Below are 22,072 nucleotides of genomic sequence, written 5' to 3' on the forward strand. Positions count from 1 at the left end.
ATTAGGAATATAGGAGGCATGCGTATATGAACCAGAAGCACAATAACCAAGCACAAAGCAACTTGCCAGTTGCTAAACAAGAGGATGTTGAATTCTCGTCAGAAGTAGCGGATAAGGATGATTTTGAAGCAGCCGCACGAGCGCAAGCAGCGGATGACCGTCAGGAAGATCAGTAATGGCTGAGCGAGCAATTCTTGCCTATTTTTACTCACCAGAGCAAGCAGAAGGTGTCGCTTCAAAATTAAAGGCCTTGCGAGCTGTGGATGTGCAGGTTGACCGCTTTTCGAATGATATTGGCAGCGGGTTTGAGTCATCCATGGCGGATAGTATGATTAATCGTGATCATGAGACGGATACGGCACGACTTGATATTGTTTTAGCTGCTGTGATTGATGAAAAATGTTATGAACAAGCGATCCGTGTGATTGAAACAGCGGGCGGGTCGGTATAAACAAGAAGCACCTATTCCATTGAACCTCATCTGTTGAGGTTGAAGGAGCAGGTGCTTTTTTTACATGTACAACATTTATTCAACGCTCATCAAATTGACAAGCTTATCGGGATAATTCGTAATAATGCTGGACACACCTAGAGCGAGCATGCGTCTCATCATTCTAGTGTCATTGACTGTCCAAACATAAACTTCTTTATGGTGATTCTCGGCCAGTCTCATGAAAGACTCATTCACAAGCGGATATGCCGCAGAAATAACTTCATAATCAGAGCTTTTCATTAGCTCATCGAGATTTTCGGTGTTTTGACCTACAATGAGGCCAGTCTTAATGGCGGAGTTCAGAGACTTCACTTTATGCAAAAGCTCCGCATCAAAAGAGGTCACGGTACATTCTTTTACAAAATCATGGGACTGGATAATATCTACCGTTTTTTTGGCAAGATCCACCACATGACCGTTATTTTTTAACTCGATATTCAACTTCAAATGACCTTTGGCGAGTGTAATAACTTCATCCAAGGTAGGGACATGCTCATCTTTGAAATCCTTATGATACCAACTTCCAGCACTGGCTTGTTGGAGCTCAGACGAGGTGACTTCCCACATATTTTTGTTGATACCAGTCGTTCTATCCGCACTATTATCATGCATAAGCATGACGACGCCATCAGCTGTTTCTTGGACATCTAACTCTGCATATCCAGCATGATCGGTGATGGCTTGTTGAAACGCAGCTAGCGTATTCTCTGGCGTATGCCCTGAGCTTCCACGATGAGCAGTAACTTGACTGTAATTATCGGCACTCAAGGTTTTGGTTGTCAGGGGGGCGATAAGGGCCATTACAAGGAAAACAGGAAGTACCATGAGTGTTTTTCGCATAAGCTGTCTCCGTTCTTACAATAGATAATAATGATGACTTATTCAATGTAACACCAGATTGTTAGAACAGTGTTAAGAAAAATAAAAAAGCGCTTACATTGATGACTCCATTTTACCCCAGAAGCGAAGTGTAGTACAATGTTCTTTGTGAAAATAGCCTAATCGGGTGACATTTTCATATAGGAGTAACCGACAGGAGGAGCAATACCGATGCTTTGGCAAGAATTAACTGTACATACGACTGAAGAAGCGATTGAAATGATAACCAACTTTGTTCATGAATTGGGTGCCGGAGGTGTTTCCATCGAAGAATCCGGAACTTTAAATAAAGAGCGAGATACGTCATTCGGTCAATTATACGAAACACCGTTTAACGATATCCCGGAAGGAAGAGCTGTGATCAAAGGCTATTTCTACCATGGCACAGACATGGAACCTGTTCTCGCGAATCTGAAGGCATCTGTTGAACAATTGGCGGATTTTGATATCGATACGGGAAATCCGACGTTTGAAGTTGTCGAAGTTGATGATGAAGACTGGGCACATGCGTGGAAAACGTATTTCAAACCGATCCGTGTTTCCGATCGATTGACGATTAAACCAACTTGGGAAGAGTATACGGCATCGCCAGATGAATTAATCTTAGAGCTTGACCCAGGTATGGCGTTCGGTACAGGTACACATGCAACGACATCACTTTGCTTGAAAACGCTAGAGAAAGTGATGCAGCCTGGTGACGACGTGATTGATGTGGGAACGGGCTCAGGTATTCTTTCCATTGCAGCAGCTAAACTTGGAGCTAAACATGTCCTTGCGGTGGATCTAGATCCCGTAGCTGTTACTAGTGCGTTGGATAATACGAAGCAGAATCAACTCGAAGATAAAATTACGGTGAAACTTAGCGATCTTCTTGGCGTACTTAAAGAAAGCGAGTCCGAAGGGGATGCAGGGTTAGGTGTGTCAATTCCTGTTCAACTCGTCGTTGCGAACATTTTGGCAGAGGTCATTGTGATGTTCGTTGATGATGTATACGAGGTGCTGCAACAAGGCGGATATTACATTACTTCAGGCATCATAACGAATAAAGAAGCGGATGTAGAAAAAGCACTGATTGCAGCTAAATTCACGATCGTAGAGAAAAACTATGATTCGAATTGGGTTGTGATCGTAGCTAGAAAGCTGTAGGTGTTGGTTCATGGGAGGCTTATTATTTTACGATTGGAATACGTTGCCGTTTGTCATCTTGGTGCTCGTACTTTCGTTTACGATTCATGAATGGGCGCATGCGTATAGCGCCTATAAATTAGGAGATGATACGGCGTATAAATTTGGCCGAGTCTCCTTGAATCCGATGGTCCATTTGGACCTTTTCGGAACGATCATGCTGCTGATTGCAGGCTTTGGTTGGGCGAAGCCGGTGCCCGTAAACCGTGGTAATTTCAAGAGACCTCGCTTGTTTGGCATTATTGTAACCGCGGCGGGGCCGATTAGTAACTTGATTATGGCCTTTATTACGTTATTTATTTTCGCTCTGTTCCAGAAGTATGGTTGGTTAGATGGGATGTCCAAAGGTAGCGGAGATGCGATTGTCTTGTTCTTGAAGCTGATGTTGAACATCAACATTACACTATTCCTGTTTAACTTAATACCAATTCCGCCTCTGGACGGGTATCGCATTATTCAAGATTTGGTTAACCTTAGATACACGGAAACTCTTCAAAAGTTTGAACAATGGGCGTCTGTGATTTTCCTTTTAGTCGTTTTTATCAGACCATTACGTCAGGTAACGTTAGATCCTTATCTACGCTTAGGCGATAGCATTATCAACCAGTTTGCCATTGTGATTACGAGCATACTGGGCATGTAACCTCTGACCAAACAGTTCCATATGGATTTTCAGGCTCAAACGAGGTATGATGGTGTGTGGTAGTTTCACTGGATCTTGATGTCCAATAAAGTTCAAAAGAACGAAGATAGAGAGGCTTTGACTATGCAACGTTATTTTCTCCCGCCTCAGCAGTTCCATGCTTCTACACAAACCGTCACCATTGAGGGTGATGATGCACATCATCTAGGTCGTGTCATGCGGGCAGAAGTAGGAGACAAAGTGATCTGCAGCAATGGCGTGGATCGTGAAGTGCTCGTTCGTATCACTCACTTGGATAAGGGAGCTGTAACCGCGGAAATCGTGGAAGAGCTTGCGATGGATGCAGAAGCAGCAGTTGACGTGTGGATTGCACAGAGCTTGCCTAAAGGCGATAAGATGGAGCTTATTATTCAAAAAGGGACCGAGATCGGGGCAGCCCGGTTTCTTCCTTTTTTATCGGAACGAACCATTGTACAGTATGATGCGAAGAAAGAAGCTAAGCGTACAGAGCGCTGGCAGAAAATCGCAAAAGAAGCAGCCGAACAAGCGCACCGTAACCGCGTGCCGCAGATTGAGTCGGTTTACTCGTGGAAGCAATTATTGCAGCGAGCTAAGGAAGCGGATGTCGCTTGGATTTGTTATGAGAAGGAAGACGGTCAGCAGTTAAAGCCAGCTATTCAGGCAGCTCTAGCAGCAGGCCAGCTAGGATCAGGAAAACAAGTTTTGATTGCGGTTGGCCCCGAGGGTGGATTCACAGAGCAAGAAATTAAGCAAGCTGAAGATGCTGGCTTTCGCTCGGTTTCGCTGGGGAATCGCATTTTGCGGACAGAGACGGCTGCCATGGTGGGTCTAACGTGTCTGTTCTATGAAACCGGAGAAATGGGAGGATAAGCGAAATGGCAACGGTAGCGTTTCATACACTAGGATGTAAAGTAAACTTTTATGATACAGAAGCAATTTGGCAGCTTTTCAAAAATGAGGGCTATGAACAAGTTGATTTCGAAAATACGGCAGATGTCTATGTGATTAACACTTGCACAGTTACGAATACAGGGGACAAGAAAAGCCGCCAAATGATTCGACGCGCAATTCGTCGTAATCCTGAAGCGATTGTTGCTGTAACAGGCTGTTATGCACAAACGTCTCCAGCTGAAATTATGGCGATTCCAGGTGTAGACATGGTGATTGGGACGCAGGATCGTGAGAAGATTATTCCAATCGTGAAGCAATTTGAATTGGATCGTCAACCGATTAATGCAGTTCGCAACATTATGAAAACACGCACTTTCGAAGAATTGGACGTGCCTGATTTTGCTGATCGTACACGGGCGTTTCTGAAAATTCAAGAAGGTTGCAACAACTTCTGCACATTCTGCATTATTCCGTGGTCACGCGGGTTAATGCGTAGTCGTGAACCGCAAAGCGTTATCGCACAAGCTGAGCAACTCGTTGCTGCTGGCTATCAGGAAATCGTCCTGACAGGTATTCATACGGGAGGCTATGGTGAAGATATTGAAGATTACAGTTTGGCAAAGCTGTTGAAGGATTTAGATAAAGTTGAAGGTCTGAAGCGAATTCGGATCTCCTCTATTGAAGCCAGCCAAATTACAGATGAAGTGATTGAGGTTTTGAAATCTTCGGACAAAATGTGCCGTCACCTTCATATCCCGCTGCAAGCAGGCGATGATCAAGTATTAGCGCGGATGCGCCGCAAATATACAACGGCTGAATTTGCTCGTAAGATTGAGCGTCTGCATGAGATTATGCCGGATGTTGCAATCACGACGGATGTTATCGTTGGTTTCCCTGGCGAGACAGAAGAGATGTTCCGTGATGGTTACAAGTTCATGGAGCAAATGAAATTCTCAGAAATGCACGTATTCCCTTACTCCAAACGGACAGGAACTCCTGCAGCACGGATGGAAGATCAAGTGGATGAAGAAATCAAAAATGCGCGTGTGCATGAACTCATTGATCTGTCGGAGAAAATGCAGTTAGCTTATGCGCAGAAGTTCGTTGGTCAAGTTCTGGAAGTTATTCCAGAGCGTACCTACAAAGGTGCACCGGATAGCGGTCTATACAGCGGTTATTCCGATAACTATGTGCAATTGGTTTTTGAAGGGTCAGAAGAGATGATCGGTCAAGTGTGCCGTGTTAAGGTTACGGAAGCTGGCGTGAATGAAAGCAAAGGACATCTTGTGCGCATTCTTGAAGGCGTAGTGAATCTGTAAGTGAAGCTTTAGGCAAGTACCTACCTCTACTCGTGGTCGTTCCTATTAAAGGACTGCGATAGAGGTTTTCTCGATTGCACGAGAGCATAGCAGGTAAGGATGAAATAACAATATTAGATGAGGTGCTTTTCGATGACGTTAAACGCGAAAGAAATTGCTAGCTATATTGACCATACACTTTTGAAAGCAGATGCAAGTACAGCTGCGATTCACAAATTGTGCGAGGAAGCGGCACAACATCAATTTTTCAGCGTGTGTGTAAATTCACAATTTGTTGCTACTGCTGCTAAAGCATTGGAAGGAACAGGCGTTAAGGTTGCTGCAGTAGTTGGCTTCCCGCTTGGCGCGAGTTTGAGTGAAGTGAAAGCATTTGAAGCGGCAAAAGCTGTTGAAAACGGCGCAGCTGAAATCGATACGGTTTTGCCAATCGGATTGCTATTGGAAGGGCAACTTGATGCTGTTCGTTCTGATATTAAACAAGTTGTAGATGCTGTTAAAGGCAAAGCCATCGTCAAAGTAATCATGGAAACAGGTTTCTTGAATGATGAGCAGAAAGCAACGGCATGCCGTCTTTCGGAAGAAGCGGGTGCTCATTTTGTCAAAACTTCGACTGGCTTTGGTCCAGGTGGAGCTACGGTTGAAGATGTTCGCTTGATGCGTCAAAATGTGTCCAGTACGATTGGTGTGAAAGCATCAGGTGGAGTACGTGATGTTGAGACAGCGATTGCGATGATCGAAGCGGGTGCCACAAGACTAGGTACTAGTTCTGGTGTAGCTATTGTGAACGGAACTCAAGGCGCTTCCACATACTAAGATAGCACAAAGGTAAGGCAACTAAGGAACCTACGATGTTGAAAATGGTTTGGGACCTTGCGATTTGCGAGGCGGCATCACTTGCTAATAGAGCGGATAAACTGACGAGCCCATGGATAAATGGGTAAAAGAGGATTGCGCCGCCAACATTGAGCAGGACATGCGACCATGCGACGTATCGGCCGGCGCGTGAACTGCTCATGCCGGCGATCAGCGCGGTGACACAGGTGCCGACATTGGCTCCTATGGTTATGGCAACGCCAAGCTCGACAGGCAGTGCCTGAGAAGCGGCAAGGCTCATCGCCATGGCGATGACGGCTGCGCTGCTATGCACGAGCGCGGTCACTGCTGCGCCAGCGAGGATGCCCCAGAGCAGACTGGTTTGCGCCTGCTGCACAAACCAGGTGAAGAGACCGCGGGACTGCAGCGCAGGCCCGATGGTTTGCATGATCTCGATGCCGAGCAGCACGAGCGAGAAGCCAGCTACCGCGAGCGAGCCGTAGCGGACGCTGCGCAGCCAAGGGCGCCCACCGTCGTGCGCAGCGACGGTCTGCGGGGCGCTGGTCGCGCGTGGTCCGCTTGCCTGAGGCAGCGGACCGGCAAGCCAGCTCGCCAGCCAGACGCAGGCGCTGGCGATCAGGATCGGCACGCCGATGCCACTGATGCTGAGCCCGATCAGCTCAGTGGTGAGGCACGTGCCGATGTTCGTTCCGAGAATCACGCCAAGTGTTCTCGGAAAGGACAGGACGCCAGCGCCGACGAGGCCGATGGCGATGACTGTGATGGCGGTGCTGCTCTGCAGCGCCGCGGTTAGTACGGTGCCGGTGATGAGGCCGCGCACCGGTGTGCGGGTGAACCGCTCCAGCCATAGCTGGAGGCGGGGGCCAGCCCAGGTCTGAAGCGAGGATTCCATCAGCTTCATTCCGAGCAGGAATAAAATAAAGCCTGTGAGTACAGGCAAAATAATAGCATGAATCATGAGAAGTTCTCCTTTTCGTGAGGTACGACGTTTTCGTTTTCAACCAATATATGTGACCGTACAGACAAGCATGACAAGCCAGATGATGTAGGTGAACGGTTTCACGCAAAGGACGGCTATACAATATGGCAGCAGTATTTTTAAATAAGAAACGCAAACCCCGCTTGGAGCAAGGACATCCATGGGTTTATAAGAGTGAAATCGAGCGGACGGATGGAGATATCGTACCTGGACAACTTGTATCTGTTCAGAACCACCTAGGCAAATATCTTGCAACTGGCTATTACAACGAAAATTCACAGCTAACGGTACGTATTGTATCGTATAGCCCGATTGAGGCGATGACGACGGAGTTTTTCGTCGAACGTTTTACACATTGTTTCCTTCATCGTCAGCGTTTTGTGAAAGGAGCGCAGTCCTATCGCTTGGTTTATGGAGAAGCCGACTTCCTGCCAGGACTCATCGTAGATAAATTCGAGAACACGCTAGTTGTTCAGCTTTTGACCTTGGGAATGGACCTCTGCCGGGAGAACATCGTGGAAGCGTTGGTGCAAGTCATGAAGCCTGCAGGGATTTATGAGCGAAGTGACGTTTCCATTCGTGAGTTAGAAGGTCTTAAACAAACGAAAGGGCTTCTGTTCGGAGATTGTGCGAAGCATGTTGATATTCTTGAGAACGGCCTTCGGATTCGCGTGGATATTGAGGAAGGTCAGAAGACAGGCTATTTCTTCGATCAACGAGAGAATCGTGCGGCTATCGCGCCATTGATGACAGGTTGGGGTCACCGCAGTGGTATTCAATTGTCTGAGGTGGAAGAGAATGGCGTTACACAAATGCTGCCTGTGAATGCGAATGGCAAAGTAGTGACGTTCCCGCTTTGGGACGGAGCTTCTGTGTTGGAATGCTTCTCACATACGGGGAGCTTTACGCTAAATGCTTGTCAATTTGGTGCGAAAAAAGTAACCTGTCTCGATATTTCCGAGCATGCCATTGAGAGTGCACGTACAAACGTTGCATTGAATGGCTTCGAGGATCGCGTTGAATTCGTTGTTGCGGATGCTTTTGAGTACTTACGCACGCAAGTTAAAGGTCTGGATGAGCGAAAGCTTCGCTCTGCTGCTGCGACAGGACAAGCCAAGGTCGACACTTCTAAGCCAGTAGGTACCGGCGGTCGAACATGGGATGTTGTTATTCTTGATCCACCTGCTTTTGCCAAGACGAAAAGCGCTGTTGAAGGAGCTTGCCGAGGCTATAAAGATATTAACTTACACGGGATGAAGCTTGTGAATGAAGGTGGATATCTGGTCACAGCTAGCTGCTCTTATCACATGCATCCGGAATTGTTTCTTGAAACAATCCATGCCGCGGCAACAGATGCCGGGAAGTTGCTGCGCTTGATTGAGTTCCGTGGAGCAGGCATGGATCATCCGCGCATTCTTGGCGTAGATGAAGGGCATTATTTGAAATTTGCTATTTTTGAAGTGCGCAGCAAATAAATTGTTATGCAGTGGGCAAAGCCGGTTTAATCTGGCTTTGTCTTTTTTTGTTGTGTTTCCGGCGGTGTTAGTGGGAGAGAAATGGAGTGCTTCCAGTTCTGCAACTCGAAAAAATCGAGTTACAGGAGAGAAACGCAGTGATTCTAGTACTGCAACTCGAAAAAATCGAGTTACGGGAGAGAAACGAAGTGATTCCAGTTCTGCAACTCGAAAAAATCGAGTTGCGGGAGAGAAACGAAGTGATTCCAGTTCTGCAACTCGAAAAAATCGAGTTGCGGGAGAGAAACGAAGTGTTTTCAGTTCAGCAACTCGAAAAAATCGAGTTACGTGAGAGAAACGAAGTGATTCCAGTACTGCAACTCGAAAAAATCGAGTTGCGGGAGTGAAACGTCGTGCTTCCAGTTCTGCAACTCGAAAAAATCGAGTTACAGGAGAGAAACGCAGTGATTCTAGTACTGCAACTCAAAAAAATCGAGTTACGGGAGAGAAACGAAGTGATTCCAGTACTGCAACTCGAAAAAATCGAGTTGCGGGAGAGAAACGAAGTGATTCCAGTTCTGCAACTCGAAAAAATCGAGTTGCGGGAGAGAAACGAAGTGATTCCAGTTCTGCAACTCGAAAAAATCGAGTTGCGGGAGTGAAGCGTCGTGATTCCAGTTCTGCAACTCGAAAAAATCGACTGCTAATTAATTTCTGTTTTTCTATTTCTATGCTATACTAATAGAATGTACGTTCGCATTCCGTGTTCGAAATGTATCCCCATGATCCCCCTCCATGATCTACCACGCCGACTCATCCATTGAAATATGCTAGAATAGAAAGATAGATTACGAGAATTGCTTACGAAGCAAGCTTTCCGACGGAAAGTGTTAGGAGGCCCTGAATGTCCATTCGATTCGTGCTTGGTAGAGCCGGTAGCGGCAAGAGCGAGCGCTGTTTGACAGAAATAAAGCAGCAGCTAGCATCGGCACCGGAAGGTGACCCGTTGATTCTGCTTGTCCCAGAACAAGCCACATTTCAAGCAGAGCATGCACTAGTATCAGATCCAAGTATTCGCGGGATGATCCGTGCACAAGTACTGAGTTTTCACCGTTTAGCGTGGCGTGTGATGCAAGAAGAAGGCGGCACAGCGAGGCTGCCTATTGATGATACAGGAAAGAAACTGCTGTTAACGAGCATTTTACATAAATACAAAGATAAGCTTCGCCTCTTCGGTCATTCTGCTGAGCAAATGGGCTTCGTTGACCGTTTGAACCAGCTTTTCACAGAAATGAAGCGGTATTGTGTGACGGCAGAACAGCTGGAGACACATGAGAATAAACGAGTGACTAACCTTGGTGAGCATGGCTTGCTGCGAGATAAAATGCACGATATCCAACTCGTCTATCGGCACTTTGAGTCAGAGCTTGCCAAGCAGTATTTGGACGGTGAAGATTACTTGACACTGCTTGCTGAACAAGTGACTAACTCTAGTTATTTGCGTTCATCTTCGGTGTGGATAGATGGGTTTCACGGGTTTACTCCTCAAGAATTCAAGGTGCTTGGTGCTTTATTTGCTGCGTGCAAACAAGTGACAATTACGTTATGTCTGGATCGAGAGGTGCAGGCAGGTGATACGCCGGATGAGTTGGATTTATTTCATCCTACGGCTACGACGATGGTACGTTTGCAGGAGATGATTTGGCAATTAGGCCTTAATTCGGCAGAGGTTATTCAACTTGCCCCATCCCGTTCGCCGCGCTACGAAGATAGTCCTGCGCTTGCGTATTTAGAGCAAAATTTTGATCGACGAATTGGTGGGGGAGCTCCCAAGTATCAGACTTCTCCTGGGGAAAAGATAGCTGATCAGCTTGTTATTAGAGAAGCGGTTCATCGCCGTGCTGAGGTTGAAGGTGCCGTGCGTGACATGCTGCAATTAGTTCGCGAGCAGGGCGTACGGTGGCGTGAAATGGCCATCATGGTGCGGAATATGGAAGGTTATCAGGATTTATTAAATATGGTGCTTACGGATTATGAGATTCCTCACTTTTTTGATCAGAAGCGTTCGGTGCTTCATCATCCACTCGTGGAATTTATACGTTCTGCACTCGAAGTTGTTCAACATAACTGGCATTACGATGCCGTATTTCGTTGTATCAAAACAGATTTACTGCTGCCTCCAGGTGCGACGTCACAGAGGACTGAGCTGGATAAACTAGAGAATTACGTGCTCGCCTTCGGGATTCAAGGTTATCGATGGACAGATGGTAAACCTTGGACCTATCAATTCCGTGCCAACTTGGAACAAGATGGGGATCAGCTGCAAGAACAATCGGCCGAGCTTCAAGCATTAAATACGAGCAAATCGTGGGTTGTGCGCCCGTTACTTGCCTTATCTAATCGCCTTGCTCAAGCGCGCACAGTTAAGGCGCAGGTTGAAGCTGTTTATGAGCTCTTACTATCTGTTCAAGCACCAGAGAAGTTGGAAGCATGGACACAGCAAGCAACATTGGATGGAAAGCCAGAAAAAGCCCGCGAACATGGACAAATGTGGAACAGTGTGATGGATATGTTGGATCAATTGGTAGAAACCATGGGCGAAGATGAGCTTTCTTTAGAGCTGTTTAACGGTCTTATTGAAACAGGGATGGAAAGCATGAAGCTGGGGTTAGTTCCGCCTTCAATGGATCAATTACTGATCGGAAGCATGGATCGGACACGGTCAAGCGGGATTCGGTATGCTTATATTTTAGGTGTAAATGATGGGGTAATTCCTGCACAAATGGCTGAAAAAGGTGTCCTTACAGAAGCAGAACGAAGCGTTCTGATGGACTCTGGTTTGCCTATGGCTGATGGAAGTCGCCGGAAGCTGTTGGATGAGCAATTTATCGTTTATACATCGTTGACTGTTCCAGGAAAACGGCTTTGGATCAGTTACCCGCTAGCCGATGAAGAAGGGAAATCGTTATTGCCTTCAGAGCTAATTAGACAAATGCGACAGCTATTTCCGGGGACAGAAGGGTCACTACTTCTTGCTGAACCGTCTGTGGAATCGCCAGAAAATGAGCAAGCAGCTTATTTAGCTCATCCGACACAGGCGATCTCCTATTTGGCTGTTCGTATGAAGCATTGGATGCTGGGAGGGCGCATGTCAGAGCTTTGGTGGGACGCGTACAATTGGTATGTGGATCAACCCGACTGGCAATTAAAACTGCAATCTCTTGTACAGGCATTGCAATATACGAACAAAGAGAAGGGGCTTAGCTCCACAACCAGTAAACAGTTATATGGTCAGCATTTACGTGCCAGTGTTTCACGGATGGAGAAGTTTGTAGCATGTCCGTTCTCTCATTTCATTTCGCATGGATTACGACTGCAGGAGCGTCGCGTATATCGTTTGGATGCACCGGATATCGGTCAATTGTTCCACGCAGCCTTAAATCAATTCGTCCAAAAGTTACAGCAAGACCAGCTAGATTGGGGATCATTATCTGCCCAGCAGTGTATGGAAAGGTCTGCACAAGTGGTAGATGAGCTAGCACCAAGACTTCAAGGTGAAATTCTATTGAGTTCAAGTCGTTATGCTTATATTGCTAGGAAACTAAAGCAAGTGGTTGGACGAGCAGCCGTTATACTTGGTGAACACGCCAAGCATGGGCAATTTCAACCTCTAGGTCTTGAAATAGATTTTGGTCCAGGAAAGGATTTGCCTTCCCTGACATTTGAATTAGAAAACGGTTGTACGATGGAGATTATCGGCCGGATCGACCGAGTAGATCGAGCGGATGGTGAGCAAGGTGTTCTTTTGCGCGTGATTGACTACAAATCTAGTCAAACTGCCTTGCAGCTTTCAGAGGTGTATTACGGACTTTCGCTACAGATGCTTACGTACCTGGATGTTATTCTTACACATGCAGAAACGTGGCTAGGTGTTGAAGCGAAGCCTGCGGGCGTACTGTATTTCCATGTACATAACCCTATGCTTCAACAGAAAAATGCCCTAGATCCTGCTTCCGTCGAGAAGGAGCTGCGCAAAAGATTCAAAATGAAGGGCTTGGTTACAGCAGATGCTGAAGTAGCTGGCTTAATGGATGATGAGCTAATAAACAGCTCAGGGCATTCACAACTCATTCCTGTTGCCTTGAAGAAGGATGGAAGCTTTTACTCGACTTCGTCGGTGGCAACGGATGAACAATGGGATACACTGAGAACATATGTTCGAAAACAGGTAAAACAAATTGGAACGAACATTACAGATGGTCATGTCGATATTGCTCCTTATCGTTTAGGGAAAAAGTCTGCCTGCCAGCATTGTTCGTATACGGCAATTTGTCAAATAGATCCCTTATTTGAGGGGAATGACATTCAAGTTTTCCGACCGCGTGCAAAGGATCAGGTATGGACGGAACTGGCTGCACACGTCAGCCAATCGTGAAGGTAGAAAGGAGCGTACAAGGTGACACAACAGCAAGAACCTAAACCCCTAGGCAGTACATGGACGGATGATCAATGGGATGCCATTACCCTCAAAGGGCAAAACATGCTCGTTGCCGCTGCAGCGGGCTCTGGTAAAACGGCCGTACTCGTGGAACGTATCATTCGACGGATTTCCAATGAGTGGGAACCAATTGACGTAGATCGATTACTCGTCGCAACCTTTACGAAGGCAGCAGCTTCCGAAATGAAGCATCGGATTCGTGAGGCACTTGAAAAAGAATTGATGAAACAGCCGCATTCGCAGCATTTGCGCAAGCAATTAGCTTTGATGGGTAAGGCTTCAATTACAACTTTGCATTCTTTTTGTTTAGAAGTTGTTCAACGTTATTTCAGTCTGATCAAATTGGATCCTGGCTTTCGCATAGCGAATGAAACAGAGGCTGATTTACTTCGCCAGGATTTGCTAGGTGAGATGCTGGAAGAATATTATGCGGCGAGTGATGAGAACAGCGCTTTCTGGCGCTTAGTTGACTCTTTTAGCGGTGAGCGAAATGATAGCGCGATTATGCTGCTGATCCAGAAGCTTTACGACGTATCTCGTAGTCATCCTTGGCCAGAGCATTGGTTAAGAGGGACTGCGTCTATGTTTGGACCTCCAGAGCAACATACGGACCGAGAAGCGGTAAACGAAGAAAGAACAGTAGTTGAAGAAGCATTGCCCTATGTAGCCGCGGCATCAGCGACTGTAGATTATTCGTTATGGGAGCAGAGTCTAGTTCGTGATCTTTCTCTGGAATTAGAAGGTGCAGCGGATTTACTAGGACAAGCGATTAACATCGCAGAATCCCCAGGAGGACCTGCCCCTTATATTGAAAATCTACGTGATGATTTAGAGCTTGTTCATAATTTATTAGAAACAACCACATATCCCTGGTCCGTCTTGTATCGTGGTTTTCAAACCGTAGAGTTCGGTAAACTCAAAGCTTGTAAAGGCGACGATTACGATAAAGCATTGCAAGAAGAAGTCAAAGAACTGCGCAATAAGGCAAAGGAACAAATTAATAAATTAAAAGATGAGCTTTTCGGTCGTACACCAGAACAATTCCATCAAGAAATTGCAGAAATGGCGCCGTTGCTTCATGTTCTCGTTGATCTCATTGTTGATTTTGGACATCGGTATCAATCGGCAAAAGCAGCGAAAGGGCTGATTGACTTTGCTGATTTGGAGCATTACTGTTTGCAAATTTTAAGTGCGCCAGGTTCCATGCCTGGTGAATTGTACCCTTCTGAAGCAGCCCAATCCTATCGGAAACAATTTGCTGAAGTCTTGCTAGATGAATATCAAGATACGAATCGTGTCCAAGAAGCGATTGTGGAGTTGATTTCAACGTCAAAGCCAGGAAATCGTTTTATGGTTGGTGATGTGAAACAAAGTATTTATCGGTTTCGATTGGCAGAACCTGGTCTATTCTTAGAAAAGTACAAAGCGTATCGTTCCAATAAGGAAGCTGATACCGATCATGAATTGAACGGTGGACGCATTGATTTAGCGAGAAATTTTCGAAGTCGTATTCAAGTGGTCGATGCTGTTAACTTTATTTTTAAACAAATGATGAATGAAACCGTGGGCGAAATTGCCTACGATGAGCGAGCAGAATTGGTATATGGAGCGGGTTACCCGCCTTCTGCCTCGGATTGTTCTGTGGAGATGTTGTTGATTGATCGTGGCAAAGATGGCACGGATAAGAGCGAAGTATTCAATGAAGAATCCGATGAAACTGGGGATGACATGAATGCTGATGGTCCTGAAAATGGGGTGGATCCAGCGCTAGAAGCGGAAGAGCTGGAAACGGCACAGCTTGAAGCTCGTACTATCGCTCTTCAAATCAGAGGGCTGTTGGGCTCAGGGGGTCAAGAATCATTTCAAGTTTTTGATAAAAGATCAGGCGGTGATCGCCCTGCAACCTACAGGGATATCGTGATATTACTGCGAGCAACCCAAGCCTGGTCACCGATTTTAATTGACGAGCTAAAGAAACAAGGCATTCCTGCTTATGCAGAGTTGAGTACAGGATACTTCTCCGCAACGGAAGTCGAGACTATGCTTTCACTGTTAAAAGTTATCGACAACCCTTATCAGGACGTTCCATTGGCTGCTGTATTACGTTCTCCGATGGTAGGACTGACAGCTGAAGACTTGGCGCAGATTCGAGTTGCGGATAAATCTGTAGCTTTCTATGAGTCTGTGTTACGTACAGTTCAACATAGCTCAACTACACAAAAAGACGAACTATCAATTAAATTGGAGCAGTTTCTTGTGCAATTGGAACAATGGCGTAATGACGCTAGACAAGGCTCTCTGGCTGACCTGATATGGCACATTTTTAGACAAACGGGCTATTACGATTTTGCTGGCGGTTTACCTGGCGGCATGCAAAGACAAGCTAATTTACGAGCGCTATATGATAGAGCGAGACAATACGAGAGTACATCGCTTCGTGGATTGTTCCGTTTTTTACGCTTTATCGAGCGGATGAAAGAAAGTGGCGGCGATTTAGGGACCGCGCGTGCACTCGGTGAACAGGAAGATGTCGTACGCATCATGTCCATTCATAAGAGTAAAGGATTGGAGTTTCCTGTTGTTTTTGTGGCTGGCATGGCCAAGATGTTTAATCAGCGTGATTTGAATGAGGCGTTCTTACTGCATAAAGAGTTAGGATTTGGACCGCGGTTCGTTGATACCACACTGCGTGTTAGTTACCCAACGCTACCTTCACTTGCCATTAAGAAGAGGTTAAAGCTTGAACTTCTAGCCGAAGAAATGCGTGTCCTATATGTTGCACTCACGAGAGCACGGGAGAAATTGTATTTGCTTGGCACGGTGAAATCTCTCGATAAACTCTTAAAAGGTTGGGGGCGCCACTTATCACGAGATACTTGGTATTTGCCTGATTTTGAGTTGGCTAAAGCGAAGAGTTATTTGGATTGGGTTGGACCTGCTCTGCTGCGTCATCCCGATGCGACTTTGTGGCGTGAGCGGCTTGGAATCAGTGAAGGTTCATCCCATGTTCGATTGCTGCGTGATCCATCTCAGTGGAAGTTGACTGTGATAACGCCAGATAGCCTGCAGACACTGGATGTATTTAATGATGAGGTAGTTGTGCCAGATCATGATCGTTTCATAGCGATTCAACAACGAGAAGCAGTCGATACCTCTGGGAAGTGGAAAGAGACATTAGGGGCACGACTATCTTGGGAATATGACTTTCCGGATGCGCCAAAGCACTTTGCCAAAACGACGGTTTCGGAAATGAAACGGTTATCTGAATTGAATCGCATTGTAGATGAATTTGAGTCGCCTGTTCATGGTGCCTCCTTATTCAACCAGGGATCCGTGCCAGGGGTCAGTCAACCAACATCTTCAATTTGGCGTAGACCGAGATTTATGGAAGAGAAGAAGTTAACGGCAGCGGAGAAAGGGACTGTTGTTCATGCCGTTATGCAAAACATGTCTTTGGCCGATACCCCTACCGAGGCAAGTATTCAAACAACGCTCCAAGAGATGTTGAATAAACAAACGATGACGCAGGATCAGCGTGATGTGGTAGATATTCCTGTTATTTTGAAATTTTTTGAGACATCGGTGGGCAAACGAATGATCCAGTCGCGCAATGTGCAGCGAGAGGTTCCATTTAGTTATGGATTGCCAGCAGCCGAGGTGTATTCTGAGACAGATCCATCCACATTAGGCGAGACTGTGCTTATTCAAGGGGTTATTGATTGTCTATTTGAAGATGAGCTGGGTCTAGTTCTCGTGGATTATAAGACAGATGCCGTAAGGGGCAGCTCCGAATCAGAGCTTCAAACTCGCTATGAAAAGCAAATTACGTTATATGCACGAGCAGTGGAACATATTTGGAAACGTCCTGTTCAGGGCAAGTTTCTCTATTTCTTTGACGGAGCTAAACTAGTAGAAATGTAGGGGAATTAGTAGATAGAAATAGATATCGTGGAACAGTCAGAAAGGAGATGAGACATGCGAATTTTACACACGGCGGATTGGCATTTTGGACGAGCCTTGGAAGGGCGCAGCCGCATGGAAGAGCAGGTCGCTTTCATGGATGAGCTCGTCTCTATTGTAGAAGATCAGGCAATTGATTTGGTATTAATTGCTGGTGATATTTATGACAGCGTGAACCCTCCTGCGGCAGCGGAACAGTTATTTTATGAAGGCATTGCGAGACTTGCGAATGGCGGTAAAAGGCAAGTCGCGATTATTTCTGGCAATCACGATCATCCATATCGGCTTGCTGCCTCGGGTCCATTGGCAGCAGCACAAGGAATCACGTTGATCGGTCTACCGATTCCAGATATTCAATCTATTGGCATAGCGCGAACGGGTGAGCTTGCTCGCTTAATCGCTTTACCTTATCCGTCGGAATCTCGTCTAAAGGAATTGCTATCTGATATTGCGGAGGAGGAAGTGCTGCGCAGTAAATACTCAGAGCGGGTTGGCGCACTAATTCGTAAGCAAGCAGCGTCGTTCGAGAGCGGTACTGTAAATTTAATCATGAGTCATCTCTACGTATTAGGCGGTCATGAAACGGAATCAGAACGTCCTATTCAAGTTGGTGGTGCTTATACGGTTGATACAACCGCTTTGACAGCAGGGGCGCAATATGTCGCACTAGGTCATTTGCATCGTCCGCAAAATGTAAAGGCTGAATCTCCTATTCGATATAGTGGATCGCCTATCGCCTATAGCTTCTCAGAAGCAGGTCAAGCCAAATCTGTGACGATTCTTGATCTTGCGCCAGGGCAGGTGGCGGAGCCGCAGGAGATTTTCTTGACATCAGGACGTCCATTGGTGAGTTGGAAGGCAAAGGAAGGAATTGGACAGGTGCATCAATGGCTGGATGAACAAAGAGATAGCACAGCATGGATTGATCTGGAGATCACAATGACATCTGCCATGTCCATTGAACAAATACAAGCGTTACGCAAAGCTTATGATGGATTCGTCCATATTCGTCCCATCTATCCAGAAATGGAAGCGGTGCGATCAACGATGCCGAAGGCGGCTTTTTCGATGGAAGAGCATTTTACACGCTTCTATGCCCGCCAAACGGGAGGAGCACAGCCAGAGCCTGCGTTAATTCAATTGTTTTTGGAGCTGTTGGAAGAGAAAGATTTAGGGGATGCGTCAGGTTGAGTAAACGTGAGGCAAGAGAGAGAAGAAAATTGAACTTTTCCCCAATTAGTGCTTGTGGATAACTTGAAGGAATGATGAAAGGAGGATAGCACGATGCGTCCAATACAGCTACAGATGTCTGGTTTGCAAAGCTATCGGGAGCTGCAGACGATTGATTTTAGCCAACTCGTAGATGCGGGTGTTTTTGGTATATTTGGGCCAACGGGAAGTGGGAAATCCTCGATTCTTGATGCGATTACTCTTTCATTATATGGCAAAGTAGAAAGAGCAAGCGGGGGTACGCAAGCGATAATGAATCATGCGGAGCAAACGCTGTTCGTTTCTTTTACATTTGAACTGACGAATGCGACGAGTACAGAACGTTACCGGGTTGAGCGGCAATTCAAGCGTGGGGCAGAGATGTCCATTAATGGAACCATTTCACGTCTTTTACATATACGCGATAGTGAAACGATTGTGCTCGCAGATAAGGCAGGTGAGGTCAATCAACAGGTCCAGAGTATTCTAGGGCTGTCGATGCAAGACTTTACAAGAGCTGTTGTACTCCCACAAGGGAAGTTTGCTGAGTTTCTGACCTTGACAGGGAAAGATCGTAGACAAATGCTGCAGCGACTTTTCCATCTTGAAACCTATGGTGACCATTTAAGTGCTAAGGTTAGCTCTAAAGTAAAGGAAACGGACAGCGCAGTTAAACAACTTGCTGCAGAACAGCAAGGTTTAGGTGATGCGACCACCTCCGCATTGGAGGAAGCAAATAGCAAATTGGTTGAAACAGAACAAGAAGCGGTTCGCAGTCGACTCCATTTGGAACAGCAGGAGAAGGCTTATGAGGAAAACAAGCAAGTCTATCAGTGGATTCAGGAATCGGAATTTCTAGCCGTTGAGCAACAGAAACATCAAGAACATGATGGGTTCATTGCTGAAAAGGAACATCTGTTGAAACTCGCAGAACAAGCGGAGCGGGTAGTTCCTTACTTAGATCAGCATAAGTTGGCAGTAAAAGAAGTTCTGTCAAACAAAGGGCTGCTAGAAACAGCTACATCTTCACAGGTGATTGCCGAAACGGTTTATAAACAAGCAACGCTTGCTTTTGACAAAGCGCAACATGATTTAGAGGTGCAGGAAGGACCGCTAGTACTCCGTTTGGATCAATTGGAACAAGCGCTAGTTATTCAAAAGGAACTTGAACAGGTTCAACAACACATTCAACTTACACAAATACAAGAGGCTGAGGTCAAGTCGGCGCTTTCTAGTTTACAAGCAGAGATTACTAAATCCAATGAGACGAAACAAAAAGCAGTGGCGAAACAAAACGAACTAAAAGCACAATTGAAGCTAGTAGAGACGGATGCTGCCAAGAGACAACAGCTGCAAAGCGCTGTTGTTCAGAAAAAAGCCATATTACAGCTTCAGACACAACAATTGGAAGCGAAGCGACATACAGAAGATAAAAAGTCTGCGAGTTTGGCAGTGAAACATGCCAGAGGCGCGGTTGTGGACAAGCAAACGGATCTTTATGCGAAGCTAATCGGATGGTTTTCTACCTTTGCTGATTGGGAGGAGCAAATACAGAGACAAGACGGCTTCTACACAACGTTTGTTACTAGATTACAAGACTGGCTGGAAGCGCAACGTAAGCTACAGAAGGATATAGAACGACACAATTTGGCTGCTTTGCTAGCTGCTGAACTGGAAGCGGGTCAACCCTGTCCGGTCTGTGGAGGATTCGATCATCCGGCTCTTCGTTTGAGCACAGGAACCTCTGTAACTACAAGTGAAACTGCCCGTTCTGAAGGTTTGTTGGATCAAGTAGAGCAACTGCTGCGTCTGGCGAAAGAAAGACAATTTGAAAGTGCTCAAATTTCTCGGAAAATGGCTAAGTTGAAACAGCAGGCTACAACGCTGTCTTTCCCAAACGAAGTGGTAGAGAAGCAAAGAGAAGATGCGGTTAGCCCTCTTGCTTTACAAGAAGCGGCAGCAGGCAAAGAAGCGCTTGAACTTATGGATGTGCGCAGTTCATATGCGGACAAGAGTGTGACAGATTGGCACAATGAATGGGATAGTATGGAATTATTTTTCCGAGCAACTGCTTCGCAGGTAGAAGAATGTGAGAACATGTATCAAGCTTTACACATGGAACATACCCAGCTTGCCAATCAGGAACTCGTTCTCAGTACGCAGGAGCAAGCCGCTGCTAGCTTGTTGGTCGAAGCAGAAAGTAGGCTCAACGGGTTAAAGGAAGGTATTCGTGAGCAAAGAGATCAATGGGATGCACATTATGCAGGTTTATTATGGGATAAAGTTGATGATCAACTTCAGCAACTTCTTGATAACGAGCGACTAGCCGACGAATTGCGTGGACGCCTCGAGAAGAGCATTCCTTTTCTAGAGGAGCTCATCGCCAACATCGAGCGTCTTCACCTTGCTGCACAGGAGCGTGACCGTACAGCCTTGCAGCTCCATGAGCGGCTGCAAGGGCTCGCGCAGCTCGCCGCCGACAAGTCGCGGCAGCTCGCTCTGCGCGCGCCTGGCGCGGCGGTGCCGCAGCTCATCGCGGAGGCGACCTCCGCGCTTGCCCAGCTGCGGCAGCTCGCGCAGCAGACCAAGCTCGCGCACGCTGCTGCGCAGCGCGAGCAGTCCCTGGCGGCGCAGCGCTACAGCGCCGCCGCCGAAGCCGCCGCCGCCGCCGTGCGGCAGCAGGCGCAAACCGAGCGCGCGCTAGCCGGCGCGCTCGAGAAGAGCGGCTTCGCGTCGCGCGAAGCCGCAGAGGCCGCGGCGCTGGCGCCTGAGCAGCGCCGCGATTGGGCGCAGCTCGCGGCGGAGCACCGCGAGCGGGAGCAGGCGCTGCGCGCCCAGCTGGCGCAGCTGGCAGCGAAGCTGCAGGGCCGCGTGCTGAGCGCGGCCGATTGGGCGCAGTCGCAGGCGCAGCTGAGCGACGCGAAGGCTGGCGCCGAGGCCGCGCTGGAGGCGCGGGCCAAGGCGGCGCAGGGCGCAAGCGAGCTCGCTGCGCGGCACTTGCGCTGGTGCGAGCTCGAGGCGCAGCGGGTGGAGCAAGCGACGCAGCTGGAGCGGCTTGGGAAGCTGCAAGCCGTGCTCAAGGCCAACGCCTTCGTCGAGTATCTCGCCGAAGAGCAGTTGATGCAAGTAAGTCGTGCCGCATCGGAGCGACTTGGGGAATTGACGCGTCGACGATATGGCATTGAAGTCGACTCTGGCGGTGGCTTCGTCATTCGTGACGATGCGAATGGCGGGGTGAAACGTCCGGTGGGTACATTATCCGGCGGAGAAACGTTCCTTACCTCTTTAGCATTGGCCTTAGCCTTGTCCGCACAGATTCAACTAAAAGGCGAATATCCGTTGGAGTTTTTCTTCCTTGATGAAGGCTTTGGTACGCTTGACCAAGAGTTGCTAGATATGGTAATTGGTGCACTAGAAAAGCTGCATACAGACCGATTAGCCGTAGGTGTTATCTCGCACGTGCCTGAACTGCGAGCGAGACTTGTTCGCAAACTAATCGTTCATCCCGCAGAACCTTCAGGTCGTGGAAGTCGTATTTCACTCGAAGAGCTTTGAGAATACTTGTCTTTGTGTGCCGAAGTTGGAGCACGGATATACAGAAATAATCTACCTAATAACCAAAAGGCTAATGACGCAAAGTGTCATTAGCCTTTTTTAATTTCTAACGAAAGCACTAGGTAAAGGTATCAAGCCGAAACGTACAAGTT

General features: G+C 47.0%; 15 protein-coding genes and 1 pseudogene. 14 read left to right on the plus strand and 2 right to left on the minus strand.

Annotation, left to right across the window (positions count from 1 at the left end; translation table 11 throughout):
- Nucleotides 1-23: 23 nt before the first annotated feature.
- Nucleotides 24-176, plus strand: a pseudogene (locus tag AC58QT_RS01265) (YfhD family protein); the annotation flags it as partial.
- A complete protein-coding gene (locus AC58QT_RS01270) occupies nt 176-451 on the plus strand; it encodes a hypothetical protein (RefSeq protein ID WP_497407396.1) in 276 nt (91 codons plus the stop codon). The pseudogene AC58QT_RS01265 and the gene AC58QT_RS01270, both read left to right, overlap by 1 nt.
- Before the next feature lie 75 nt (nt 452-526).
- On the opposite strand, the gene AC58QT_RS01275 is transcribed toward AC58QT_RS01270, so the two are convergent.
- The gene (locus AC58QT_RS01275) at nt 527-1,333 is read right to left on the minus strand and encodes a glycerophosphodiester phosphodiesterase (protein WP_497407397.1); all 807 of its coding nucleotides are present in this window, start codon (nt 1,331-1,333) and stop codon (nt 527-529) included.
- A gap of 210 nt (nt 1,334-1,543) precedes the next feature.
- Between AC58QT_RS01275 and prmA the strand changes: the two genes are divergently transcribed.
- From prmA to deoC, 5 genes are all read left to right on the plus strand, one after another.
- The gene (prmA, locus tag AC58QT_RS01280; RefSeq protein ID WP_497407398.1) at nt 1,544-2,518 is read left to right on the plus strand and encodes a 50S ribosomal protein L11 methyltransferase; all 975 of its coding nucleotides are present in this window, start codon (nt 1,544-1,546) and stop codon (nt 2,516-2,518) included.
- A 10-nt stretch (nt 2,519-2,528) separates the two neighbouring features.
- On the plus strand, nt 2,529-3,200 hold the full coding sequence (locus AC58QT_RS01285) for a site-2 protease family protein (RefSeq protein WP_497407399.1): 672 nt from the start codon (nt 2,529-2,531) through the stop codon (nt 3,198-3,200).
- Nucleotides 3,201-3,323: 123 nt separating this feature from the next.
- A complete protein-coding gene (locus AC58QT_RS01290; RefSeq protein ID WP_497287799.1) occupies nt 3,324-4,091 on the plus strand; it encodes a 16S rRNA (uracil(1498)-N(3))-methyltransferase in 768 nt (255 codons plus the stop codon).
- A 5-nt stretch (nt 4,092-4,096) separates the two neighbouring features.
- Nucleotides 4,097-5,431 (plus strand): tRNA (N(6)-L-threonylcarbamoyladenosine(37)-C(2))-methylthiotransferase MtaB, encoded by a 1,335-nt coding sequence (gene mtaB / locus AC58QT_RS01295; protein WP_497407400.1) that lies wholly within the window; start codon nt 4,097-4,099, stop codon nt 5,429-5,431.
- Between the two features lie 132 nt (nt 5,432-5,563).
- On the plus strand, nt 5,564-6,244 hold the full coding sequence (deoC, locus tag AC58QT_RS01300) for a deoxyribose-phosphate aldolase (RefSeq protein WP_236287448.1): 681 nt from the start codon (nt 5,564-5,566) through the stop codon (nt 6,242-6,244).
- Here deoC and AC58QT_RS01305 read toward each other — a convergent pair.
- Nucleotides 6,207-7,223, minus strand: a complete 1,017-nt coding sequence (locus AC58QT_RS01305; RefSeq protein ID WP_497407401.1) for a Na/Pi cotransporter family protein — start codon at nt 7,221-7,223, stop codon at nt 6,207-6,209. The genes deoC and AC58QT_RS01305 overlap by 38 nt on opposite strands.
- Before the next feature lie 125 nt (nt 7,224-7,348).
- Here AC58QT_RS01305 and AC58QT_RS01310 point away from each other — a divergent pair, with 125 nt between their 5' ends.
- From AC58QT_RS01310 to AC58QT_RS01340, 7 genes are all read left to right on the plus strand, one after another.
- The gene (locus tag AC58QT_RS01310) at nt 7,349-8,719 is read left to right on the plus strand and encodes a class I SAM-dependent rRNA methyltransferase (RefSeq protein ID WP_497407402.1); all 1,371 of its coding nucleotides are present in this window, start codon (nt 7,349-7,351) and stop codon (nt 8,717-8,719) included.
- 86 nt (nt 8,720-8,805) lie between these two features.
- A complete protein-coding gene (locus tag AC58QT_RS01315) occupies nt 8,806-9,105 on the plus strand; it encodes a hypothetical protein (protein WP_497407403.1) in 300 nt (99 codons plus the stop codon).
- Nucleotides 9,106-9,111: 6 nt separating this feature from the next.
- The gene (locus tag AC58QT_RS01320) at nt 9,112-9,360 is read left to right on the plus strand and encodes a hypothetical protein (RefSeq protein WP_497407404.1); all 249 of its coding nucleotides are present in this window, start codon (nt 9,112-9,114) and stop codon (nt 9,358-9,360) included.
- A gap of 242 nt (nt 9,361-9,602) precedes the next feature.
- Entirely contained in the window at nt 9,603-13,133 is a 3,531-nt protein-coding gene (addB, locus tag AC58QT_RS01325) for a helicase-exonuclease AddAB subunit AddB (RefSeq protein WP_497407405.1), read from the plus strand.
- A gap of 21 nt (nt 13,134-13,154) precedes the next feature.
- Nucleotides 13,155-17,117 (plus strand): helicase-exonuclease AddAB subunit AddA, encoded by a 3,963-nt coding sequence (gene addA, locus AC58QT_RS01330; protein ID WP_497407406.1) that lies wholly within the window; start codon nt 13,155-13,157, stop codon nt 17,115-17,117.
- A gap of 54 nt (nt 17,118-17,171) precedes the next feature.
- Nucleotides 17,172-18,347 (plus strand): exonuclease SbcCD subunit D, encoded by a 1,176-nt coding sequence (locus AC58QT_RS01335; RefSeq protein ID WP_497407407.1) that lies wholly within the window; start codon nt 17,172-17,174, stop codon nt 18,345-18,347.
- A 93-nt stretch (nt 18,348-18,440) separates the two neighbouring features.
- Nucleotides 18,441-21,920, plus strand: a complete 3,480-nt coding sequence (locus tag AC58QT_RS01340) for an SbcC/MukB-like Walker B domain-containing protein (protein WP_497407408.1) — start codon at nt 18,441-18,443, stop codon at nt 21,918-21,920.
- Nucleotides 21,921-22,072: the final 152 nt, after the last annotated feature.

The organism is Paenibacillus sp. J31R109 (genome assembly GCF_059692055.1).

What these genes read in the sequence shown, in the direction of transcription:
- AC58QT_RS01270 (WP_497407396.1), top strand. Translation starts at nt 176, where the DNA reads ATGGCTGAGCGAGCAATTCTTGCCTATTTTTACTCACCAGAGCAAGCA.
- AC58QT_RS01275 (WP_497407397.1), bottom strand. Translation starts at nt 1,333, where the DNA reads ATGCGAAAAACACTCATGGTACTTCCTGTTTTCCTTGTAATGGCCCTT.
- prmA (WP_497407398.1), top strand. Translation starts at nt 1,544, where the DNA reads ATGCTTTGGCAAGAATTAACTGTACATACGACTGAAGAAGCGATTGAA.
- AC58QT_RS01285 (WP_497407399.1), top strand. Translation starts at nt 2,529, where the DNA reads ATGGGAGGCTTATTATTTTACGATTGGAATACGTTGCCGTTTGTCATC.
- AC58QT_RS01290 (WP_497287799.1), top strand. Translation starts at nt 3,324, where the DNA reads ATGCAACGTTATTTTCTCCCGCCTCAGCAGTTCCATGCTTCTACACAA.
- mtaB (WP_497407400.1), top strand. Translation starts at nt 4,097, where the DNA reads ATGGCAACGGTAGCGTTTCATACACTAGGATGTAAAGTAAACTTTTAT.
- deoC (WP_236287448.1), top strand. Translation starts at nt 5,564, where the DNA reads ATGACGTTAAACGCGAAAGAAATTGCTAGCTATATTGACCATACACTT.
- AC58QT_RS01305 (WP_497407401.1), bottom strand. Translation starts at nt 7,223, where the DNA reads ATGATTCATGCTATTATTTTGCCTGTACTCACAGGCTTTATTTTATTC.
- AC58QT_RS01310 (WP_497407402.1), top strand. Translation starts at nt 7,349, where the DNA reads ATGGCAGCAGTATTTTTAAATAAGAAACGCAAACCCCGCTTGGAGCAA.
- addB (WP_497407405.1), top strand. Translation starts at nt 9,603, where the DNA reads ATGTCCATTCGATTCGTGCTTGGTAGAGCCGGTAGCGGCAAGAGCGAG.
- AC58QT_RS01335 (WP_497407407.1), top strand. Translation starts at nt 17,172, where the DNA reads ATGCGAATTTTACACACGGCGGATTGGCATTTTGGACGAGCCTTGGAA.
- AC58QT_RS01340 (WP_497407408.1), top strand. Translation starts at nt 18,441, where the DNA reads ATGCGTCCAATACAGCTACAGATGTCTGGTTTGCAAAGCTATCGGGAG.